Origin of the sequence: Modestobacter sp. VKM Ac-2985 (assembly GCF_026967925.1) — a bacterium.
In the GTDB taxonomy this organism is placed as follows: Bacteria; Actinomycetota; Actinomycetes; order Mycobacteriales; family Geodermatophilaceae; genus Modestobacter.
In genome coordinates, this window is the sequence record NZ_JAPVBI010000002.1 from 357497 (window position 1) to 377110 (window position 19614).

A 19614-nucleotide genomic window follows, 5' to 3' on the forward strand; every position below is an offset into this window, starting at 1 on the left:
TGCCTCCGGGGTCGGGTGGGACCGGTCAGTGCGGGTCGAGCTCGCCGACGTCGTCGGCGAAGGTGAGCCGGGCGGCGGTCACCGACTGCAGCTCCGCGCGGGTGAGCCCCGGGGCCATCTCCTGGACGACCAGCCCGTCGGGGCCGACGTCGAGGACCGCCAGGTCGGTGTAGACCCGGTCCACCACCCCGGCGGCGGTGAGCGGGTACGTGCACCGGGGGAGCAGCTTGGGGCGGCCGTCCCGGGTGGTGTGCGTCGTCATCACCAGCACCCGCTTGGCGCCCACGGCCAGGTCCATCGCCCCGCCGACGGCGGGCGGCATGGTGGCCAGGTCGGTGATCCAGTTGGCCAGGTCGCCGGTCTCGGAGACCTGGAAGGCGCCGAGCACGGAGATGTCGATGTGCCCGCCGCGCATCATCACGAAGGCGTCGGTGTGGTGGAAGTAGGAGCCCCCGGGCAGCAGCGTCACCGGCTGCTTGCCGGCGTTGATCAGCTCCCGGTCCTCCTCGCCGGGTGCCGGGGCCGGTCCCATCCCGAGGATCCCGTTCTCGCTGTGGTAGACGATCTCCTTGTCCGGGCCGACCACCTCGCCGACCAGGATCGGCATGCCGATGCCCAGGTTGACGTAGGAGCCGTCCGGGATGTCCCGGGCCACCCGCCGGGCCACGGCCACGTCGCTCAGCGGGCTGATCACGACGCCGCCACCCGGACCACCCGGTCGACGAAGACGCCGGGGGTGACCACCGCCTCCGGGTCCAGGTCGCCCAGCTCGACGAACTCCTCGACCTGCACCACCGTGAGCGCCGCCGCGGTGGCCATCGTGGGGCCGTAGTTGCGCGCCGCCGTCCGGTAGACGAGGTTGCCCCACCGGTCGGCCCGGTGGGCCTTGATCAGCGCGACGTCGCCGGGCAGCGGGTGCTCGAACACGTGCGGGCGGCCGTCGATGACGCGCACCTCCTTGCCCTCGGCCAGCAGGGTGTCCGCGCCGGTCGGGGTGAAGAACCCGCCCAGCCCGGCGCCGGCGGCGCGCATCCGCTCGCTCAGCGTCCCCTGCGGCACCAGCTCCAGGCCGATCTCCCCGGCCCGCCACCGCTCCTCGAACCAGACCGAGCCCATCGACCGGGGGTAGGAGCAGACGACCGTCCGCACCCGGCGCTCCCGGATCAGCGCGGCGACGTCGCTCTCCCCCGCCCCGGCGTTGTTGGTGACCACGGTCAGGTCGCGGGCCCCGTGGTCGAGCAGGGCGTGCACCAGCTCCACCGGGACGCCGGAGTCCCCGAAGCCCCCGATCAGCACGGTGGCGCCGTCGGAGATCCCGGCGACCGCGTCGGCGAGGGTCGCCACCCGCTTGTCGATCACCGCTGCGCCTGCCGGCGGTACCAGCGCGGTGAGGTCGACGGCGGCGGGGTGAGGGCCGCCTGCACCACCAGCACGTTGGGGCCGGTGGCGCCCAGCGCGGCGGTCAGCCGGTCCTCGAACTCCGACCCGAAGCCGTCGACGGCGTCCGCCGGGACGCCGAAGGAGCGGGCCAGGGCGACGAAGTCGGGGGTGGCCAGGTCGACGCCGCGGGTCGGGGCGCCGCTGTGCACCTGGTCGAAGCGGAGCATCCCGTAGCCGCCGTCGTCGACGATCACCACGGTCAGCGGCGGCTGCTCCTGCGCGACCGCGGCCAGCTCGCCGCACGCGAAGAGGAAACCGCCGTCGCCGACCAGGGCCAGGGCGCGGCCCTGCCCGGCCAGCGCAGCGCCGAGCGCCGCAGGGAAGGCGTAGCCGAGCGTGCCCCAGCCCATCGGGAAGGCGAACCGGCGCGGCCCGGGGACCCGGCCGAACGCCGCGACCCAGTAGCCGGCGATGCACATGTCGGCCAGCAGCAGGCCGTCCGGTGCCACCCGGGCCAGCACGTCGAGCAGCTGGGCGGCCTGCGGGTCCTCGGCCGCCACCAGTGCGCGGACCCGCTGACCGAGGCCGGCCAGCCGCTCCCGCAGCTCGGGGAGGCCGTCGCGCGGCGGGGTGCCGGCGAGGAGCTGGCCGACCACCGCGGTGGCGTCCCCGACCAGGGTCAGGTCGGCCGGGTAGTTCTTGTTCGCGTCGGCGGCGTCGACGTTCACCGCGAGCAGGGTTGGCGGCTGGGGCATCGCCCAGTTCTGCGTGGTCATCCCGTCGAGGTCGCTGCCGACGGCGATCACCAGGTCGGCGTCGTCCCACAGCGCCCCGATCTCGGGCACGTGCGCCGGCCCGGGGACCAGGCACGGGTGGTCGGGTGGGAGCACCCCACGGCCGTTGTAGGTGGTGACCACCGGCGCCGCGAGCTGCTCGGCGAGCCGGCCCAGCACCTCCCCGGCGCCGCTGCGCAGTGCGCCACCGCCGGCCCAGATCAGCGGGCGCCGGGCCGCGGTCAGCAGCTCCACCGCGCGGGCGACGTCCGGTTGTGGCGCGGTGGCCGGAGGCAGCGGCTCCGGGGCGGTCGGCCGGGTGCCGTCCACGGGGTCGGTGAGCAGGTCGGTCGGCACCCCGAGGTAGACCGGCCCGGTCGCGGCGGTCAGCGCGAGCACCCCGCACCGCAGCGTCTCCGCGCCCAGCTGCCCGGACTCCTGGCAGGTCACCGCCGCCTTGGTGACCGGGGCGAACATCGCGCCCTGGTCCCGGGTCTCGTGCAGCACCCCGCGGTGCACGCCCGGGCGGCGCAGGGTGGTGGGGATGTCGGTGGCCACCACCAGCACCGGCGCCCCCGACGCCATCGCCTCGCCGGTGGCGCCCAGTGTGTTGGCCGCCCCGGGGCCGGTCGTGACGACGGCGACGCCCAGCCGGCCGGTGGCCCGGGCGTAGCCGTCGGCGGCGTAGACCGCGGTCTGCTCGTGCCGCACGCCCACCAGCCGCAGCCCCGCCGCGGCCGCTGCCTCCCAGAGGGCCAGGTTGTGCACCCCGGGCAGGCCGAAGGCGATCTCCACGCCCAGCTCCTGCAGGGCGGCGACCAGGTCGTCGGCGCCGGTCCGCACGCCGGTCGCGGTCGCGGTCGCGGTGGCCTCAGTCGCCGAGGACATCGCCGAAGGTCTCCTCCGTCTCGACGAACAGCTCGCCCAGGCCGTCGGCGCCGATGAACTCCGCCGGCACGTACCGCTCGTCCAGCGTCCCGACGACCTGCGGGTCCTCCGTTGCGCTGCGCAGCGTGTCCTCCAGCGTCTGCACCACCGCCTCCGGCGTCCCGGCCGGGGCGATGACCCCGAACGTCGTCGTGCTCTGCACCAGCTCGGGGTAGCCGAGCTCGACGAAGGTGGGGGCGTCCACGTAGGGCAGCGGTTCCGGGCTGCCGACGGCCAGCACCCGGAGGTCGCCGGACTCGATCGCGGGCAGGATGTCCTGGGACAGGTTGGCGAAGCCGGCGGTGATGTTCTCCCCCAGCAGCGCGGTCTGCACCTCCGCGTTGCCGTTGAACGGGACGACGGTGAGCGGGACGTCGTAGAGCGCGGTGATCCGCTGGGTCTCCGCGGCGTGGGTGTTCGTCGCCCCCGGCGTGCCGACGGTGACGGCCTGCGGGTCCTCCCGGGCGGCCTCGAAGAGGTCCTCCAGCGACTGGTACGGCGAGTCGGCCGGGACGAGGATCCCCGAGGGCACCTGGGTGACCACGCCGACCGGCGCGAAGTCCTCCCGGGTGTAACCGACCTCGTTGGACAGGTAGTTCAGCACCGCCGTGGGCAGCGCCGTCATCGACAGCGTGTAGCCATCGGCCTCGGCGTTGATCAGCTGCTGGTAGGCGGTGGCGCCGGAGGCCCCGGGTGCGTTCTCCACCACGACGGGCTGGTCGAGCTCGCTCTCCATGTGCGCCGCCAGCGCCCGGGCGGCGATGTCGGTCGGGCCGCCGGCCGTGTAGGGCACCAGCAACCGGATGTCCTCGGTCGGGTAGTCCTCCGCCGCCCCGGCGGCCTCGGTGGTCTCCTCCTCCGTACCGCCGCAGCCGGTCAGGGCGACGCCGGTGACGAGCAGGACGGCGAGGGTGCGGCGCGTGGTCATCGTTCTCCTGGGGTGGTGGAGGTGGAGCCCGTGGGCTCGTCGGTGGTCGAGTCGGCGCCGGGGCTGCCCTCGGCGGAGACCTGCCGGTCGGCGTCCCGGTCGGGCTCGTCGGTCTCGTCGACGTCGGCGGGGTCGACCCGGCCGAAGACCGCCTTGCGCCGTCGGCTGGTGATCGCGCTGACGATGATGATCAGCGCCATGAAGGCGAACATGCCGCCGGAGATCGGGCGGGTGACGAAGATGTCGAAGCTGCCACCGGAGAGCAGCATCGACTGCCGGAAGGCCCGCTCGAGGATCGACCCGAGCACGAAGGCCAGCACCAGCGGCCCCGGCTCGAAGCCGGTCTTCTTCATCAGCCAGCCGATGACGCCGAAGCCCAGCACGACCCACATGTCGAAGACGCTGTTGTTGACCGAGAAGACACCGGCCATGGTGACCAGCAGGGCGAAGGCGGCGAGGATGCCGGCCCGCACCCGGAGCATCTGGACGAAGATCCCGACCAGCGGGATGTTCAGTGCCAGCAGCATCAGGTTGCCGATGACCATCGAGGCGATGACGCCCCAGAAGATCTCCGGCTCCTGCTCGATCAGCTGCGGCCCCGGGGTGATGTCCTGCACCAGCAGGGCACCGAAGATCAGCGCCAGCACCACGTTGGGCGGGATGCCCAGGGTGAGCAGCGGGATGAACGCCGAGGTGGAGGAGGCGTTGTTCGCCGTCTCCGGGCCGGCGACCCCCTCGATGGCGCCCTTGCCGAAGCGGCTGGGGTCCTTGGCCCGGCGCTTCTCCATGGCGTAGGAGGCCAGCGAGGAGACCACCCCGCCACCGCCGGGCAGCACCCCGATCGCGAAGCCGAGCAGCGAGCCCCGGCCGATCGCGCCGGAGGAGTCGCGGAAGTCCTTCCGGGTCGGCCAGATGTTCTTGATCTTCGACGTGACGGCCTGGACCTTGTCGGTGCGCTCCAGGCTGTGCAGGATCTCCCCGACGCCGAACAGGCCCATCGCCACCGCGACGAAGTCCAGGCCGTTGAAGAGCGCGACCTCTCCGAAGGTGAAGCGCGCGGTGCCGGTGATCGGGTCCAGGCCGATCGTGGCCAGCAGCAGCCCCAGGGCGGCCATGGACATGCTCTTCAGCACCGAGCCGGTGCCCAGGTAGGTCACCAGCAGGATGCCCAGCACGGTCAGCGCGACGTACTCCGGCGGCCCGAAGGAGACCGCCAGCTGGGCCAGCGGTGGCGCCAGCAGGATCATCCCGAGCACCGAGACCGTGCCGCCGATGTAGGACCCGACGGCGGCGATGCCCAGCGCCGGCCCGGCCCGTCCCTGCTTGGCCATCTGGTAGCCGTCGAACGTGGTCACCACCGACGCCGCCTCGCCGGGCAGCCGCAGCAGCACCGAGGTGATCGTGCCGCCGTACATCGAGCCGTAGTAGATGCCGGCCAGCAGGATCACCGCGGTCACCGGCTCGACCGTGTACGTGATCGGCAGCAGCAGGGCGATCGTGGCCGTCGGACCCAGGCCCGGCAGCACCCCGATGACGGTGCCGATGAGCACGCCGATGAAGACGTACAGCAGGTTGGTGGGGGTCAGGGCCACGGAGAAGCCCTGGAGGATGCCGCTCCAGCTGTCCACGTCAGCCCCCGATCACGTCGACGAGGCCGTCGGGGAAGGGCACCCCGAGCAGCTCCACGAACAGCAGGTACATGACGGTGGTGCCGCTGGCGGCGAGGACCAGGGTCAGCCGCCAGGACTCACCCCCGAAGACCTTCAGCCACAGCACCAGCATCAGGAACGCCGAGACGACGAACCCGAAGGCCTGGAACAGCAGGATGAAGACCCCGAGGCTGACCAGCCCGGCGATGATCCGCACCGTGCCGCGGGTCCACGGCTCGTAGTCCTCGGCCGGGTCGAGGAGGACCAGCACGGCCGCGGTGCCGGTCAGCAGCAGCGAGACGATGAAGGGCCACAGTCCCGGCCCCGGTGCGGTCAGCTCGCCCAGGCCGAGCCCGCGGGAGCCGATGATCGCGACGACCCCGAGGGCGAGGAGCAGCAGTGGCGCGACCCGGTGCAGCTGCCGCCACCGGTGCCCCCGGTCCGCCGTCCCCTCGGTGGGGGCGCCGGACGCCGATGTCGAGCCGGGCACGTGCTCACCTCGTCCTCGTTGACGCCGCGTGTGAGCCAGGACACTAGAGCCGGCTTTGAGAGTGGTCCAATACGGAATGACCCGCTGATCCAGAGCGGCGGTGCATGAGTGGTGGAGGAGTCCGATGGAGCTGCGACACCTGCGCGCGTTCGCCGCCGTGGCCGAGGAGCTGCACTTCGGGCGGGCGGCGCTGCGGCTGCACACCGCCCAGCCGGCGCTCAGCCAGCAGATCAAGCACCTCGAGCAGGACGTCGGCACGCTGCTGCTGGAACGGACCACCCGGCAGGTGCGGCTGACCGCGGCGGGCGTGGTCTTCCTGGAGCACGTGCACCGGGTGCTGGCCGAGGTCGACCGGGCGCGGGAGTCGGTGCTGGCGACGGAGCGGGGTGCGCGTGGCGAGATCCGGGTCGGGGTGACCGGCGCGATCACCTGGCGGCTGCTCCCGCGGATGGCCCGTGCCTACCGGCTGCGTTACCCGCTGGTGCGGCTGGACCTGCACCCGGCGGTGTTCAGCGGCACCCAGGTCAGCTCGCTGCTGGACGGGCGGATCGACGTCGGCTTCCTCCGGGCACCCGTGCCCGACGGACCGCTGGCCAGCCGGGTCATCCTCAACGAGCCGCTGATGGCGGTGCTGCCGCTGGACCACCCCCTCGCCGGCGCGGACGCCGTGGACCTGGCGGACCTGTCCGGCGAGCCCTTCGTCACCTACCCCTCACGGCACGGCTCGGCGCTGCGCGACGCAGCGGTGCACGCCTGCTTCTCCGCCGGGTTCACCCCGCGGGTGGTGCAGGAGGCCCCGGACACGCACACCGTGGTCGCCCTGGTCGGCGCCGCGGTCGGCGTGACGCTGATGCCCGCCTCGGCCGAGCGGCTCCAGCTGGAGGGCGTGGTCTTCCGCCCGATCGCCGGCGGGGTCGACGTGCGGGTGCCGATCGCGCTGGCCTGGCGGCGGGAGGACCCCTCCCCGGTGCTGGCCGGTTTCCTGGCCACCGCCGAGGACGTCCTGCCCAGCCCGCCACCCGGTGATCGGTGACCGACGCCGTCCCCAGCTGCGGACGGCGCCGGCCACCAGGGCTCACTCCTGCAGGATGGGGCCGTACGTCTCGACGATCTCGTCGATCCGGTCGGCGAAGGCGTCCGTGCCGATGAACTCGTCGGGCACGTACTCCTCGCCGAGCTGGTCGGACACCTCGGGCTGCTCCAGGCAGTCGCTCACCGTCGTCTCCAGCGTCTGGACCACGTCCTCGGGCGTGCCGGCCGGGGCCGCGAGACCGAACACCGACACGCTGTTGGTCAGCTCCTCATAGCCGGACTCGGCGAGCGTGGGCACGCCCTCCAGGTAGTCGACCTGCTCGGCGGGGCTCACCGCCAGCGGCACGAACTCGCCGGCGTCGATGTTCGCCAGCACGTCCTCCGAGGCGTTGATGAAGATGGCGTCCACGTTGCCGCCGAGCAGGGCCGTGGTCATCTCGGCGTTCCCGGTGAACGGCACCGCGGTCACCTGGACGTCGTACTCCTCGGCCAGCCGCTGCAGCTCCATCGCCTGGGACGTAGTCGCCCCGGGGACGCCCACGTTGAGCTGGCCGGGGTTCGCCTCGGCGGCCGCGAAGAACGCCTCGGCGTCGGCGTACTCGGAGTCCGCGCCAACCGCGAGGACGGAGGGGATCTCGGTCACGGCGGCGATCGGGACGTAGTCCTCGTTGGTGTAGCCGACGTCCTGCTGGAGCGGGTTGGTCGCGGTGGCCGGGACGGCGATCAGCGACAGGCTGTAGCCGTCGTTGCCACCGGCCAGCATCGCCTGCATGCCGAGGGACCCGGACGCGCCGGGACGGTTCTCCACCACGACGGTCTGCCCGAACTCCGTGCCCAGGCAGTCGCCGATCGTCCGCGCGGCCAGGTCGGTCGGGCCGCCCGCGGCGTAGGGCACGTAGAGGGTGATGTCGTCCGTCGGGTAGTCCGCCGCCGCGGCATCGTCCCCGCCACCTCCCGTCGCGGGCTCGTCCTCGGTGCCGCCGCACCCGGCCAGGGTGAGCGCGGAAGCGGCGAGGAGTGCGGGAAGGGTGAGCCGGCGTCGTTGCATCGGTTACCTCCGTCGTGTGCGCGGGATTGCCTGCGAAGGCAGTGGCGTCGATCACTGTGCCCCGCCGCACGTGTGGTCGCCCAGCTGCTGGATCACGGTCGGGCAACGATCCCGGCGGCGTTGTGAGCCAGTTCACTCGCCAGACGTCCAAGACGACTGGCAGAGTGCCGACATGGCCGCCGCGTCGTCGCCCCCCGCCCTGCACGTCAAGCCCGGCACGGAGTGGGCCGCGGTCCTCGGCCGCGCCGCGGAGCTGGCCCCCGAGGCGTTCGGCACCGACCGGCTGCACAACCTGGTGGACGGCGCCTGGCGGCCGATCGGCAACCCTGAGCCGCTGGTCACCCCGGTCGACGGCACCAAGCTCATCGGTCTCCCCCGACTGTCGGCCGGCGAGGCGCAGCACGCCGTGCTGGCCGCGGCCGCTGCCCACCGCGAGTGGGCGCAGACCCCGCTGGCCGAGCGCAAGGCCCGGGTCACCGCGGCCGTCGACGCGATGGCCGCGGCCCGCGACGAGCTGGCCCTGCTGCTGGCCTGGGAGATCGGCAAGCCGTGGAAGCTGGCCTGCGCCGACGTCGACCGGGCGCTGGACGGCGTGCGCTGGTACGTCGAGGAGATCGACACCATGCTCGGCGACCGCGCCCCGCTGGCCGGCCCGGTGTCCAACATCGCCAGCTGGAACTACCCGATGTCGGTGCTGGTGCACGCCGAGCTGGTGCAGCTGCTGGCCGGCAACGCGGTGCTGGCCAAGACGCCGTCCCAGGGCGGCGCCGCCTGCCTGACCCTGGCCCACGCGCTGATGGCCCGCGCGGGGCTGCCGGTCACCCTGCTCTCCGGCGGCGGGGCCGAGCTGTCGTCGGTGCTGGTGCGCTCCCCGGAGATCGGCGCGCTGGCGTTCGTGGGCGGCCGCTCGAACGGCGGCAAGGTCGCCGCCGACCTGCTGGACACCGGGAAGCGGCACATGCTCGAGCAGGAGGGCCTCAACGCCTGGGGGATCTGGGAGTTCTCCGACTGGGCCGGGCTGGCCGCCCACCTGAAGAAGGGCTTCGAGTACGGCAAGCAGCGGTGCACCGCGTACCCGCGCTACGTCGTCCAGCGGGAGCTGGTCGACCAGTTCCTCGCCACCTACCTGCCGCTGGTGCAGTCGCTGCGGTTCGGCCACCCGCTGGCCGTCGCGGCCGACGGCGACGACCTCCCGACGCTGGACTTCGGCCCGGTGATCAGCGCGGCCAAGGCCCAGGAGCTGGGCCGCCAGGTGGACGACGCGATGCACCGCGGCGCCGTCCCGCTGTACCGGGGCAGCGTCGCCGACGGCCGGTTCATCACCGGGCAGGACACCTCGGCCTACGTGGCCCCCGCAGCGCTGCTCTCCCCCGCCGGCGCCAGCTCCCTCATGCACGCCGAGCCGTTCGGGCCGATCGACACGATCGTCGTCGTCGACTCCGAGGCGGAGCTGCTGGCCCAGATGAACGCCTCCAACGGCGCCCTGGTCGCCAGCCTGGCCTGCGACGACGAGGACAAGGCCCGCCGGCTGGCCCGGGAGGTGCAGGCGTTCAAGGTGGGGATCAACAAGCCCCGTTCCCGTGGCGACCGGGCCGAGCCGTTCGGTGGCCGGGGCGCGTCCTGGCTGGGCTGCTTCGTCGGCGGGGAGCTGTTGGTGCAGGCCGTCACCCAGGGTGCGGAGAACGAGCTGCTCTACGGCAACTTCCCCGAGCACTCCCGGTACCCCGCCGCCATCTGAGCCGCCTCGCGCAGCTCCCCGACCGGGTCTGAGAGGGTCGGGGGCATGACGTCACCGGAGCCGCGGGCCCCCCGAGAGCGGCTGATCGGCCTGTTCCTGCTGGCGGTCGCCGCCGTCCTGCTGGTCTCCAGTGTCACCTGGTTCGGCAGCGACCGCGGCGGGATCGGCATCGCCCAGGTGGTGGTGGGCCTGGTGGTGGCGGCGGTGGGCGGCCTCCTGGTACGCAGGGCGCAGCAGCGCTGACCCGCACCGCGGCAGGCGCCGATCGTCTGGCGTTCTCGGCCGGCACCCGGCACTGTGACTCACGACACGTCGAGCAGTGGAGGTGGCCGTGCAGATCAGCCGGGAACAGTTGGTCCAGGTGCTGCGCACCGAGGGGGACAACGACACCGCGGACACGGTGGAGTCAGACCTGCCGGAGCAGATCGACACCGACCGGGACGGCGACGCGCTGGCCGCGGCGGGGCTCGACCGGACCCAGCTGATGGCCAAGCTGGCCGGCGGCTCGTTCGGGGGCACGCTGGCCCCGTGACCGGGGGGCCCGCCGGCGAGCGGCGGGCCCACCGGCCTCAGCCGGCGAAGGGGCGCTCGCGGGCCAGTTCCTCCTTGGCGACGCCACGGATGTGGACGGCGTCGGGGCCGTCGACGATCCGCAGGGTGCGCGCGCTGGCGTAGAACCGGGCCAGCACGGTGTCGCCGCTGACCCCGGCACCCCCGTGGATCTGGATCGCCCGGTCGATGACGTCGAGGGCCACCCGCGGTGCGGCGACCTTGATCGCGGAGATCTCGGTGCGGGCGCCCTTGGCCCCGAACCGGTCGATGAGGTCGGCGGTCTGCAGCACGTAGAGCCGGGCCTGGTCGATCTCGATCCGGGAGAGCGCGATCGACTCCCGCACGGTGCCCTGCTCGGCCAGCGGCCGGCCGAAGGCGACCCGGGACTTCGCCCGCTCCACCATCAGCGCCAGCGCCCGTTCGGCCATGCCGATGGCGCGCATGCAGTGGTGGATGCGGCCGGGGCCGAGCCGGGCCTGGGCGATCATGAAGCCGTCGCCCTCGCCGGAGAGGATGTTGCCCACCGGTACCCGGACGTCGGTGAACCGCAGCTCCGAGTGGCCGTGCTGGTCCTGGTACCCGAACACCGGCAGGTGCCGGACGATCTCCAGGCCAGGGGTGTCGCGCGGCACCAGCACCATCGACTGCTGGCGGTGCGCCGGCCCGTCCGGGTCGGTCTTGCCCATCAGGATGAAGATCTCGCAGCGCTCGTCGGCGGCGCCGCTGGTCCACCACTTGCGGCCGTTGATGACGTACTCGTCGCCGTCGCGGACGATCGAGGTCTGGATGTTGCGGGCGTCGGAGCTGGCGACGTCCGGTTCGGTCATGGCGAAGCCGGAGCGGATCTCGCCCTCCAGCAGCGGGGTGAGCCAGCGGGCCTTCTGCTCCTCGGTGCCGAAGAGCATGAGGGTCTCCATGTTCCCGGTGTCCGGGGCCCCGCAGTTGGTCACCTCCGGCGCGATGGTCGGCGACCAGCCCATGATCTCGGCGATCGAGGCGTACTCGAGGTTGGTCATGCCCCCGAGCTCGTGGTGGAAGAGGTTCCACAGGCCGCGCGTGCGGGCCTCGGCCTTGAGGTCCTCCAGGACGGGTGGGTGGGCGTGGTCGTCGTGGCCGCGCGCGGCGCGCCACTCCTCGTACACGGGCTCAGCGGGGAAGACCTGCTCCCGCATGAAGTCCCACATCCGGCCACTGACGTCCTCGGCCTTGGCGGAGAGGGTGAAGTCCATGGACGGACGTTAGCGCCGGACGTGACGTACGACGCACCGGGGTCTGGCACCCGGTGCCAGACGCACGACCGCCCGGACACCGGGCGGTGTCCGGGCGGTCGTGGTCGCGCCGGTGTGCGGCTCGCCCGACGTCAGCGACGCAGGGACTGGTCCGAGCCGCGGGCGGTGTCCACGGTCTTCACCGGGCCCAGCGCGATGGCCAGGCCGGCGATGACGCTGGCCAGGTGCAGCCAGTTGTCCGCCCAGTTGATGCTGAGGAAGTTCAGCGGCTCGTCCTCGCCTGCGGCGAACAGGCCGTAGACGAAAGCCGCCCCGTAACCGACGGCCAGCAGCCAGCCGTACACGCGGGCGGTGCTCAGCTTGCTGGCCAGCGCGATGCCGGCCAGGCCGATGACCAGGTGCACGATGTTGTGCAGCGGGTTGATGCCGAACCCGAGGATCGTCTCGTCGGTGCGCGCGGCGAAGTCGTCGAAGCCGGTGATGAAGAAGCCGACGATCCCGACGAGCGTGTAGACGACACCGATCGCCAGGGCGAGCATCTGCGGCCAGGTCATGCCTCGGCGGCCGGCGCCGGGCAGGTCTGCAGTGGACATGGGTGCCTCCCTCTGTGCTTGCGCCCGCCAGGTGCTCAGCGGGCCTGCACAGCCGGTTCCCAGGTTCCCGGCACGAAAACGGCCGCCACCCGATCGGGTGGCGGCCGTTGCCGAACTGTCATCTCAGGCCGGGCGGGGTGTCGCCTTCGGCCGCCGGACGACGAAGGGGCCGATCGCGAGCAGATCGACCGGGGCCGAGCCGAAGCACTCCAGCGCGTCCCGCGGGTCGTCGACCATCGGCCGGCCGGCGGTGTTCAGGCTGGTGTTGACCACCACCGGCAGCCCGGTGCGCCGCTCGAACGCCGAGATCATCCGGTGCACCAGCGGGGACTCCGCCGGGTCGATCGTCTGGATCCGCGCCGTCCCGTCGACGTGGGTGACCGTGGGGATGCGCTCCCGCCACTCGGGGGCCACGTCGTGCACGAAGAGCATGTACGGCGAGGGGATCGGCCCGCGGCTGAAGATCTCCGGCGCCCGCTCCAGCAGGACCATGGGGGCCACCGGGCGGAACTGCTCCCGGCCCTTGACGTCGTTCATCCGCTCCAGGTTGGCCTCGAAGCCGGGGTGGGCGATGAGCGACCGGTGGCCCAGCGCCCGCGGGCCGTACTCGCTGCGGCCCTGGAACCAGGCGACGATGCCGTTGTCGGCCAGCACCTCGGCCACGGCCTCGGCCACGTCGTCCGGGCGCTCGTAGTCGATGGCCGCGGTGATCAGCACCTGCTCGATCTCGTCGTCGGACCAGCCCCGCCCGAGCGCGGCGCCGGGCATCGGCTGGGTGTCCTCGCCGAGCTCGCGGGCCACGTGCAGGGCGGCACCCAGCGCCGTCCCGGAGTCCCCGGCGGCCGGCTGCACCCAGACCTGCTCGAACGGGCTCTCGGCCAGGATGCGGGTGTTGGCCACGCAGTTCAGCGCGGTGCCGCCGGCCAGGGTGAGCGTCTTCTCGCCGGTCTGCTCGTGCACCCAGCGGGCCAGGTCGATCAGCACCTCCTCCAGCCGCTGCTGGACGCTGGCGGCCAGGTCGGCGTGGTCGGAGGTCCAGGCGTCGCCCTTGCCCAGGCGCGGGGCGAACTCGCTGTAGTCGATCGGCTCGGTGCGGAAGCCGCCGTCGTCGGTCGCCCGGATCAGCTCGGTCAGGTCGCCGACGAACCGCGGCTTGCCGTAGCTGGCCATCGCCATGACCTTGAACTCGTCGGAGCTGCGCAGGAAGCCCAGGTGGTCGGTGAGGTCCTCGTACATCAGACCGAGGGAGTGCGGCAGCGCCTGACCGGCGAGCACCTCGAGCTGGCCGTCGACGTAGCGGCCCGCCAGGTGGCTGTGCGCCTCACCTCGGCCGTCGAGCACCAGCACCGCGTTGTCCCGCTGCGGGGCGCCCAGGCCGGCCGAGGCCGCGTGCGCCACGTGGTGCTTCACGAAGCGGACCTTGGCCGGGTCGAGCCCGGGCAGGGCGTGCGCCAGGAAGTCCGGGGCCATCTCGGCGTACTTCTTGCGCATCACGTCGCCGTCGTCGAACAGCCCGGACTCCTCCGGGGTGCCCATCAGCGCCGGGTCGAAGGAGTAGGCGACCGCGTCCAGCTCTTCGGGGCGGACGCCGGCCTCCCGCAGGCACCAGGCCGCGGACAGCTCGGGCAGCTCCCAGGCGCTCCAGGGGAGCGGGCGCTTGCCGTGCTTGCGCCGGCTGAACCGCTCCTCCTCCGCCGCAGCGACGACCCGCCCGTCGACGACCAGCGCCGCCGACGGGTCGTGGTAGATCGCGTTGATGCCCAGGACCTTCACGTGCGCACTCCTCCCGGCCGGGTTCCAGCGGCCCGGTCCACGTCGATGATCACGCCGGGGGCCGGTCGCCGCACGGTGAGCCGCCCGGATCACGTCCCCGGTGGTCGAGGTGGGGCGGCGACCTGCCGATGTGCTGGCCGAGGCCTGAGCGGACGGCCTCCGGAGCGCGGGGGAGAGGCGATGACGGCAGCTGGCTCGGGGAGCGACCTCCCGGAGGTCAACACGGTCGTGGACCTGGAGGTGGCGGCGCACGCGGCCCCCCTCATCAGCTGGGTCCGGGAGAGCAGCCCGGAGCAGCTGGTGCTGGTCGCCGGCCAGGACGACGAACGGCGACCGGTGCGGCCGGCCGCGGACGAGGCGCTGACCGTCGTCTGGAAGGGGCCGGACGGGCTCCGGGCGCTGCCGGTGGAGTTCCTGGCGGTCCGGCTGGGCGGTCCCGAACCGCTGTGGGAGGTCCGGCCGACAGGGCCCACCGTGCGGGCCCAGCGCCGCGACGCGGTGCGCAGTCCGCTGGTCCTCCCGGTGTGCGTGACCCTCCCCGGGGGAGAGCTCACCGGCGCGACCCTCGACGTGAGCGAGGGCGGCTGCCGCTGCGCCGTCGCCTCGCGCGCCGGTGTGCGGATCGCGGTGGGCTCCGTCGTGACGGTGGGCCTGGAGCTGGGCGGGGAGCTGATCCGGACCGAGGCCGAGGTCGTGCGCACGCTGCCGCTGGCCGGCGAGCGCACCCAGCTGTCCCTGCGGTTCATCGGGCTCGGCGAACGGCACGAGGACCGCATCCGGGCGCTGGTCTTCGCCGAGCTGCGCGAGCGGCGCCGTCGCGGCCTCCCTTGACCAGGGGCGGGGTCCTCGGGGCCAGCGCTCCAGGAACACCCCTGCCGCGCCGATGGAGACCGGGTGCCTCTCTCTCCGGTCCCCTCGGCTCCGCTCGTCCCCGGCGGCGCGGACCTGCTGAAGGCCCACGGCCTGCCCGAGCACGCCCCGGTCGAGCAGCTGCAGGCCCTCACCCGGGTGGCCGCAGCGCTGTGCGGCACGCCCGTGGCCGTGGTGAACCTGCTCGACGAGAACTTCCAGCACCAGGTCGGTGAGGTCGGCTTCGCCGGCAGGTCCACCGACGTCGCCGACTCGATGTGCGCCGTCGGCCTCCGCCGGCCGGGCCTGCGCCACATCCCGGACGCGACCCAGGAGCCGGCCTTCGCCGGCAACCCGTGGGTCGACGGCCGGATCGCGGACATCCGCTTCTACGCCTCGGCGCCGATCGTGCTCACCGGGGGCGGGGTCATCGGTTCGCTCTGCGTCTTCGCCGACGAGCCCGGGTACCTGCGCCCGGCCCAGCTGGACGCGCTGGCCGACCTCGCCCGACAGGCCGCCGTCCTCATCGAACAGGCGCACCAGGCGCGGGAGTCGGCCGGGCAGGCAGCGCTCTTCCGGCTCGTGGCCGAGGGGTCGGCCGACGTGCTGTGCCGCCACTCGCCGGACGGCACCGTCCACTACGTGTCGCCGTCGCTGCGGAACGTGCTCGGGCACGAGCCGGTCGCCGGTGGTCGTGTCGCCGACCTCCTGCGCATCGAGCCCGACGACCTGCCGGACGTGCAGGACGCCGCCCGGCGTGTCCTGGCCGGGGGGCGCAGCTCCGCCGTGCTCTTCCGGGCCAGGCACGCGGACCGGTCGGTGCGCTGGCTGGAGGCGCGGCTGGCGCCGATCCTGGACGACCACGGCACCGTGCTCGAGGTGCACTCGGCCGCCCGGGACGTCACCGAGCGGGTGCGCGCGGCCCAGGAGCTCGCCCAGGTCGCCGAGCAGGCAGCAGGACTCGTGGAGACCTGCGCCGATGCGCTGGTCTCCGTCGACGAGCACGACACCGTGGTCGACTGGAACCCCGCGGCCGCAGCGACGTTCGGCTGGTCGCGCGAGGAGGCCATCGGCCGGGACCTGTCCGACCTCATCGTCCCGGCCGAGCTGCGTCCGCAGCACCGCGCCGGCATGGCCCGGCTGCGCGAGGGCGGGGAGGCCCGGATCCTCGGTCAGCAGGTGCAGGTGACCGGCCAGCGGCGGGACGGCAGCCAGTTGCCCGTCGAGCTGACGCTGTGGCGCAGCCGCGGGCGGGACGGCTGGCGCTACAACGCGTTCCTGCGGGACGTCACCGACCGGGTCGCGGGCGAGGCGGCGCTCAGCGCGGCCCGGGACGACGCCGAGCGGCGAGCGGCGCTGACCACGGCGATCCTGCAGACCATCGACGTGGGCGTCGTCGCCTGTGACGCCCAGGGCCGGCTGACCGCCTTCAACCGCGCCGCGCACCAGCTGCACGGCCGGACCGAGGAGCCCGGTGTCGACCCCGCGGAGTGGGCTGCCCGCCACGACCTGCGGGCCGAGGACGGCGAGACGGTGCTCGCCGTGGACCAGGTGCCGTTGAACCGGGCACTGGCCGGGGAGGAGGTGCGCGACGTCCCCATGGTCATCGCCCCGGAGGGCATGGCGCCGCGCACCGTGTCGGTGGACGGCCGGGTCATGCACGACAGCGGTGGGCGACTGCTCGGCGCGGTCGTGGCGCTGAAGGACGTCACCCAGGCGCGTGCGCACGCCCAGGAGCTGACCGAGGCGCGCGACCTGGCACTGGCCAGCACGCGGGCCAAGACCGCCTTCCTCGCTGCGGCGAGCCACGAGATCCGCACCCCGCTCAACGGCGTGCTGGGCACCGTGGAGCTGCTCGAGCTGGAGCCGCTGACGGCCAGGCAGGCCGAGTACGTGGCCGTGGCACGCCGCTCCGGCGAGGCGCTGTTGCGGCTGCTCAACGACGTCCTGGACCTGTCCAAGGCCGAGACCACCGCCGTCGACCTGGCCAGTGAGGACTTCAGCCCCGCCGCCGTGGCCCGTGACGTGACCGCGGCGATGACCCCGGTGGCCGCCCGAAAGGGGCTGTCGGTCGTCCTGGACGCGCCCACCGACCAGCTCCTCGTGGGTGACCCGGGCCGACTGCGTCAGGTGCTCATGAACCTGGTCGGGAACGCGGTCAAGTTCACTGCCCACGGACAGGTCGTCGTGGCGGTCGAGTTCAGCGCGGCCGGTGCGGGGCTCGTGCAGCTCCGTCTCTCGGTGCGCGACACCGGCGCGGGCATGTGCGCCGAGGAGCTGGCCGGTCTGTTCCAGCCGTTCTCCCAGGGCGCCCAGGGTCAGCGCTACGGCGGCACCGGGCTGGGGCTGGCCCTCAGCCAGCAGCTGGTCGAGCTCATGGGCGGCCGGGTCGACGTGCAGAGCACGCCCGGCAGCGGGTCGCTGTTCGTCGTCGTGGTCGACCTGCCCCTCGCCCGGACCGTGCCCGCGCCGACGGCGGAGACGTCCGCGGCAGGTGCGGTGCCGCCCCCTGCCGACGAGGGACGGCCGGGTGGGGCGCGGCCACCCAGGGTGCTGATCGCAGACGACAGCGAGGTCAACCTCATGGTCGCCGCTGCCCTGCTGGGCAGTGCCGGGGCCGAGGTGGTCACCGTCGAGGACGGCGACGAGGCCGTCGCGGCCGTCCAGCGGGAGCGCTTCGACCTGGTCCTGCTGGACAACCAGATGCCGCGGATGTCCGGTGTGGAGGCAGCTTCGGCCATCCGTGCGCTGCCCGGCCCGGCTGGTGCCACCCGGCTCGTGGCGCTGACCGCGAGCACCGGCGAGGACCAGCGTGCCGCGTTCGCCGCGGCAGGAGTCCAGGGCTTCCTGACGAAGCCGGTGCGGCTGGCGGACTTCCGCCGGCTGCTGGCGGAGGCGACTGCGGACTAGGCCCGGGCGAGCAGCTGGTTGTCCAGGACGGTCTGGAGGGCGAGGGTCTTGTAGCCGACCTCCTCGAACAGGACGACGACGCGGTCGTCCTCGTGCCGCATGACCACGCCGGGGCCCCACTCGGTGTGCTCGACGTGCAGGTCCACCGGGAACGGGTGGTCGGCGTCGGCGGTCTGCTGCTGGGAGAGCCCGGCGCTGCAGTTGTCGCAGTTGCCGCAGGGGGAGTCGAGCTGCTCACCGAAGTAGCCGAGCAGGAACTGCCGCCGGCAACCGGTGGTCTCGGCGTAGCCGCGCATCATCTCCACCCGGCTCTCGTCCACCCGGACGTGGTGCTCGGCGAGCTCCCGGGCAGCAGCCGCGGCCTCTCCGGCCGGCGGGGCGTCCGGAGCCGGTGACGCCGTGCCCTCCTCGTCCACGACGACGGCGCCCGCCTGCTCCAGCAGGTTGAGGTCGCGCACCAGCGGGGTCGCGGCGCGGCCGGTCTCCTCCCGCAGATCGCGGACGTCGACGCCGTCCATCCCCGCCGCCTCCCCCGCCCGCACCAGCCCGGCGACCTGCTGCAGCTCCTCCTCGGCCGGGGCGCCGGCGGCGAAGAACCGGCGCAGACCCAGGTCCTCCTGGCGGTACACCAGCACCGCCACCGCCGGTTCCCCGTCGCGCCCGGCCCGGCCGATCTCCTGGTAGTAGCTGTCGACCGAGTCGGCCGGCTCGGCGTGCACGACGAACCGGGTCTCCGGCTTGTCGATGCCCATGCCGAAGGCGGTGGTCGCGACGACGACGTCCAGCTCGTCGGCCATGAACTGCCGCTGCACCTCCTCGCGGTCGCTCTTCCGCAGCCCGGCGTGGTACGCCCGGGCACGGACCCCGCGCTCGGCGAGGGCGTCGGCGAGCTCCTCGGTGCTCCGGCGGGTGGCGCTGTAGACGATCCCGCTCCCTCGCCCGGTCAGCTCGACCACCCGGTCCAGGACGGCGGTGTGCTTGGCGTGCGCGTCGGCCCGCTGCTCGACCTCCAGCCGGATCTCCGGCCGGTCGAAGCCGGCGACGACGACCTCCGGTTCGGTCATCTCCAGCCGCTCGACGATCTCGGCCCGCACGGGTGGCGCGGCGGTCGCGGTCAGGGCCAGCACGGTCGGGTGCCCCAGCTGCTGGACGACCCCGCCCAGCCGCAGGTAGTCCGGGCGGAAGTCGTGACCCCAGGCGGAGACGCAGTGCGCCTCGTCGACGACGAACAGCGCCGGGGCCGACGTGCGGAGCGCCGCGACCACCTCCGGCTTGGCCAGCTGCTCCGGGGCGAGGAAGCAGTAGCGGACCGTTCCGTCACGCACGCCGTCCAGCACCGCCTGGTGCTCCAGCGCGGGCAGGCCGGAGTTGAGCACCGCCGCCCGGCCGACCCGCTCCTCGCCGAGCCCCGCCAGCCGCTGCACCTGGTCGCGCTGCAGCGCGATGAGCGGCGAGACGATCACGACCGGGCCGTCGAGCAGCAGCCCGGTGACGGTGTAGACCGCGGACTTGCCCGCCCCCGAGGGCAGCACGGCGAGCGTGTCGCGGCCGGCCGCGACCGCCTTCATGGCGTCCTCCTGGCCGGGCCGGAACTCCTCGAACCCGAGCACCTCGCGGGCGGTCTCCCGGATCCGGCGGGTGCGCACGGAGGCGGAGCCCCCGGCGGTGGTCCTCGGGTCGGCGGCGCGCCGGGCGGTCTGGGTCACCGACCGCGACTTCCCGACGCCCGAGATCGACAAACGA

The 19614-nt window shown here is 73.5% G+C and carries 17 protein-coding genes; 6 read left to right on the forward strand and 11 right to left on the reverse strand.

All coding sequences use genetic code 11. From position 1 onward, the window contains the following. Positions 1-25: 25 nt before the first annotated feature. The 6 genes from O2V61_RS10890 to O2V61_RS10915 are packed head-to-tail and all read right to left on the reverse strand — an operon-like array spanning position 26 to position 6147. Positions 26-694 carry a 3-oxoacid CoA-transferase subunit B gene (locus tag O2V61_RS10890; RefSeq protein WP_269183326.1) on the reverse strand — a complete coding sequence of 223 codons (669 nt, stop codon included), beginning with the start codon at positions 692-694 and terminating at the stop codon, positions 26-28. Continuing rightward, positions 691-1359: a 3-oxoacid CoA-transferase subunit A gene (locus O2V61_RS10895; RefSeq protein ID WP_269183327.1), complete on the reverse strand. Its 669-nt coding sequence runs from the start codon at positions 1357-1359 to the stop codon at positions 691-693. Before O2V61_RS10895 ends, O2V61_RS10890 begins: the two co-directional genes overlap by 4 nt. Continuing rightward, complete coding sequence (locus O2V61_RS10900; protein WP_269183328.1) at positions 1356-3041, reverse strand: thiamine pyrophosphate-binding protein; 1686 nt, start codon at positions 3039-3041, stop codon at positions 1356-1358. The genes O2V61_RS10895 and O2V61_RS10900 overlap by 4 nt, the downstream gene beginning before the upstream one ends. Then, positions 3025-4008, reverse strand: coding sequence for a Bug family tripartite tricarboxylate transporter substrate binding protein (locus O2V61_RS10905; protein WP_269183329.1), 984 nt, complete (start codon positions 4006-4008; stop codon positions 3025-3027). Before O2V61_RS10905 ends, O2V61_RS10900 begins: the two co-directional genes overlap by 17 nt. Beyond that, on the reverse strand, positions 4005-5636 hold the full coding sequence (locus O2V61_RS10910) for a tripartite tricarboxylate transporter permease (protein WP_269183330.1): 1632 nt from the start codon (positions 5634-5636) through the stop codon (positions 4005-4007). The genes O2V61_RS10905 and O2V61_RS10910 overlap by 4 nt, the downstream gene beginning before the upstream one ends. Before the next feature lies 1 nt (position 5637). Further along, positions 5638-6147, reverse strand: coding sequence for a tripartite tricarboxylate transporter TctB family protein (locus O2V61_RS10915; protein WP_269183331.1), 510 nt, complete (start codon positions 6145-6147; stop codon positions 5638-5640). 124 nt (positions 6148-6271) lie between these two features. On the opposite strand from O2V61_RS10915, the gene O2V61_RS10920 reads away from it, so the two are divergent. Beyond that, entirely contained in the window at positions 6272-7180 is a 909-nt protein-coding gene (locus tag O2V61_RS10920) for a LysR family transcriptional regulator (protein ID WP_269183332.1), read from the forward strand. Positions 7181-7222: 42 nt separating this feature from the next. On the opposite strand, the gene O2V61_RS10925 is transcribed toward O2V61_RS10920, so the two are convergent. Beyond that, on the reverse strand, positions 7223-8227 hold the full coding sequence (locus tag O2V61_RS10925; protein ID WP_269183333.1) for a tripartite tricarboxylate transporter substrate binding protein: 1005 nt from the start codon (positions 8225-8227) through the stop codon (positions 7223-7225). Between the two features lie 172 nt (positions 8228-8399). Between O2V61_RS10925 and O2V61_RS10930 the strand changes: the two genes are divergently transcribed. The 3 genes from O2V61_RS10930 to O2V61_RS10940 all read left to right on the forward strand — a co-directional run bounded on the left by O2V61_RS10930 (position 8400) and on the right by O2V61_RS10940 (position 10497). Further along, positions 8400-9965, forward strand: a complete 1566-nt coding sequence (locus tag O2V61_RS10930; protein WP_269183334.1) for an aldehyde dehydrogenase family protein — start codon at positions 8400-8402, stop codon at positions 9963-9965. Positions 9966-10010: 45 nt separating this feature from the next. Next, the gene (locus tag O2V61_RS10935; protein WP_269183335.1) at positions 10011-10208 is read left to right on the forward strand and encodes a hypothetical protein; all 198 of its coding nucleotides are present in this window, start codon (positions 10011-10013) and stop codon (positions 10206-10208) included. 82 nt (positions 10209-10290) lie between these two features. Then, complete coding sequence (locus tag O2V61_RS10940; RefSeq protein WP_269183336.1) at positions 10291-10497, forward strand: hypothetical protein; 207 nt, start codon at positions 10291-10293, stop codon at positions 10495-10497. 37 nt (positions 10498-10534) lie between these two features. Here the strand turns inward: O2V61_RS10940 and O2V61_RS10945 are convergent, their stop codons facing one another. The 3 genes from O2V61_RS10945 to O2V61_RS10955 form a co-directional block, all read right to left on the reverse strand. Then, the gene (locus O2V61_RS10945) at positions 10535-11746 is read right to left on the reverse strand and encodes an acyl-CoA dehydrogenase family protein (RefSeq protein ID WP_269183337.1); all 1212 of its coding nucleotides are present in this window, start codon (positions 11744-11746) and stop codon (positions 10535-10537) included. 131 nt (positions 11747-11877) lie between these two features. Beyond that, positions 11878-12339, reverse strand: coding sequence for a DUF4383 domain-containing protein (locus O2V61_RS10950; RefSeq protein ID WP_269183338.1), 462 nt, complete (start codon positions 12337-12339; stop codon positions 11878-11880). 123 nt (positions 12340-12462) lie between these two features. Continuing rightward, entirely contained in the window at positions 12463-14112 is a 1650-nt protein-coding gene (locus tag O2V61_RS10955; RefSeq protein ID WP_269183339.1) for a carbamoyltransferase family protein, read from the reverse strand. A gap of 180 nt (positions 14113-14292) precedes the next feature. On the opposite strand from O2V61_RS10955, the gene O2V61_RS10960 reads away from it, so the two are divergent. Beyond that, entirely contained in the window at positions 14293-14943 is a 651-nt protein-coding gene (locus tag O2V61_RS10960) for a flagellar brake protein (RefSeq protein WP_269183340.1), read from the forward strand. Between the two features lie 63 nt (positions 14944-15006). After that, positions 15007-17871: a PAS domain S-box protein gene (locus tag O2V61_RS10965; RefSeq protein WP_269183341.1), complete on the forward strand. Its 2865-nt coding sequence runs from the start codon at positions 15007-15009 to the stop codon at positions 17869-17871. On the opposite strand, the gene O2V61_RS10970 is transcribed toward O2V61_RS10965, so the two are convergent. Continuing rightward, entirely contained in the window at positions 17868-19577 is a 1710-nt protein-coding gene (locus O2V61_RS10970; RefSeq protein WP_269183342.1) for a RecQ family ATP-dependent DNA helicase, read from the reverse strand. The genes O2V61_RS10965 and O2V61_RS10970 overlap by 4 nt on opposite strands. Positions 19578-19614 lie beyond the last annotated feature (37 nt).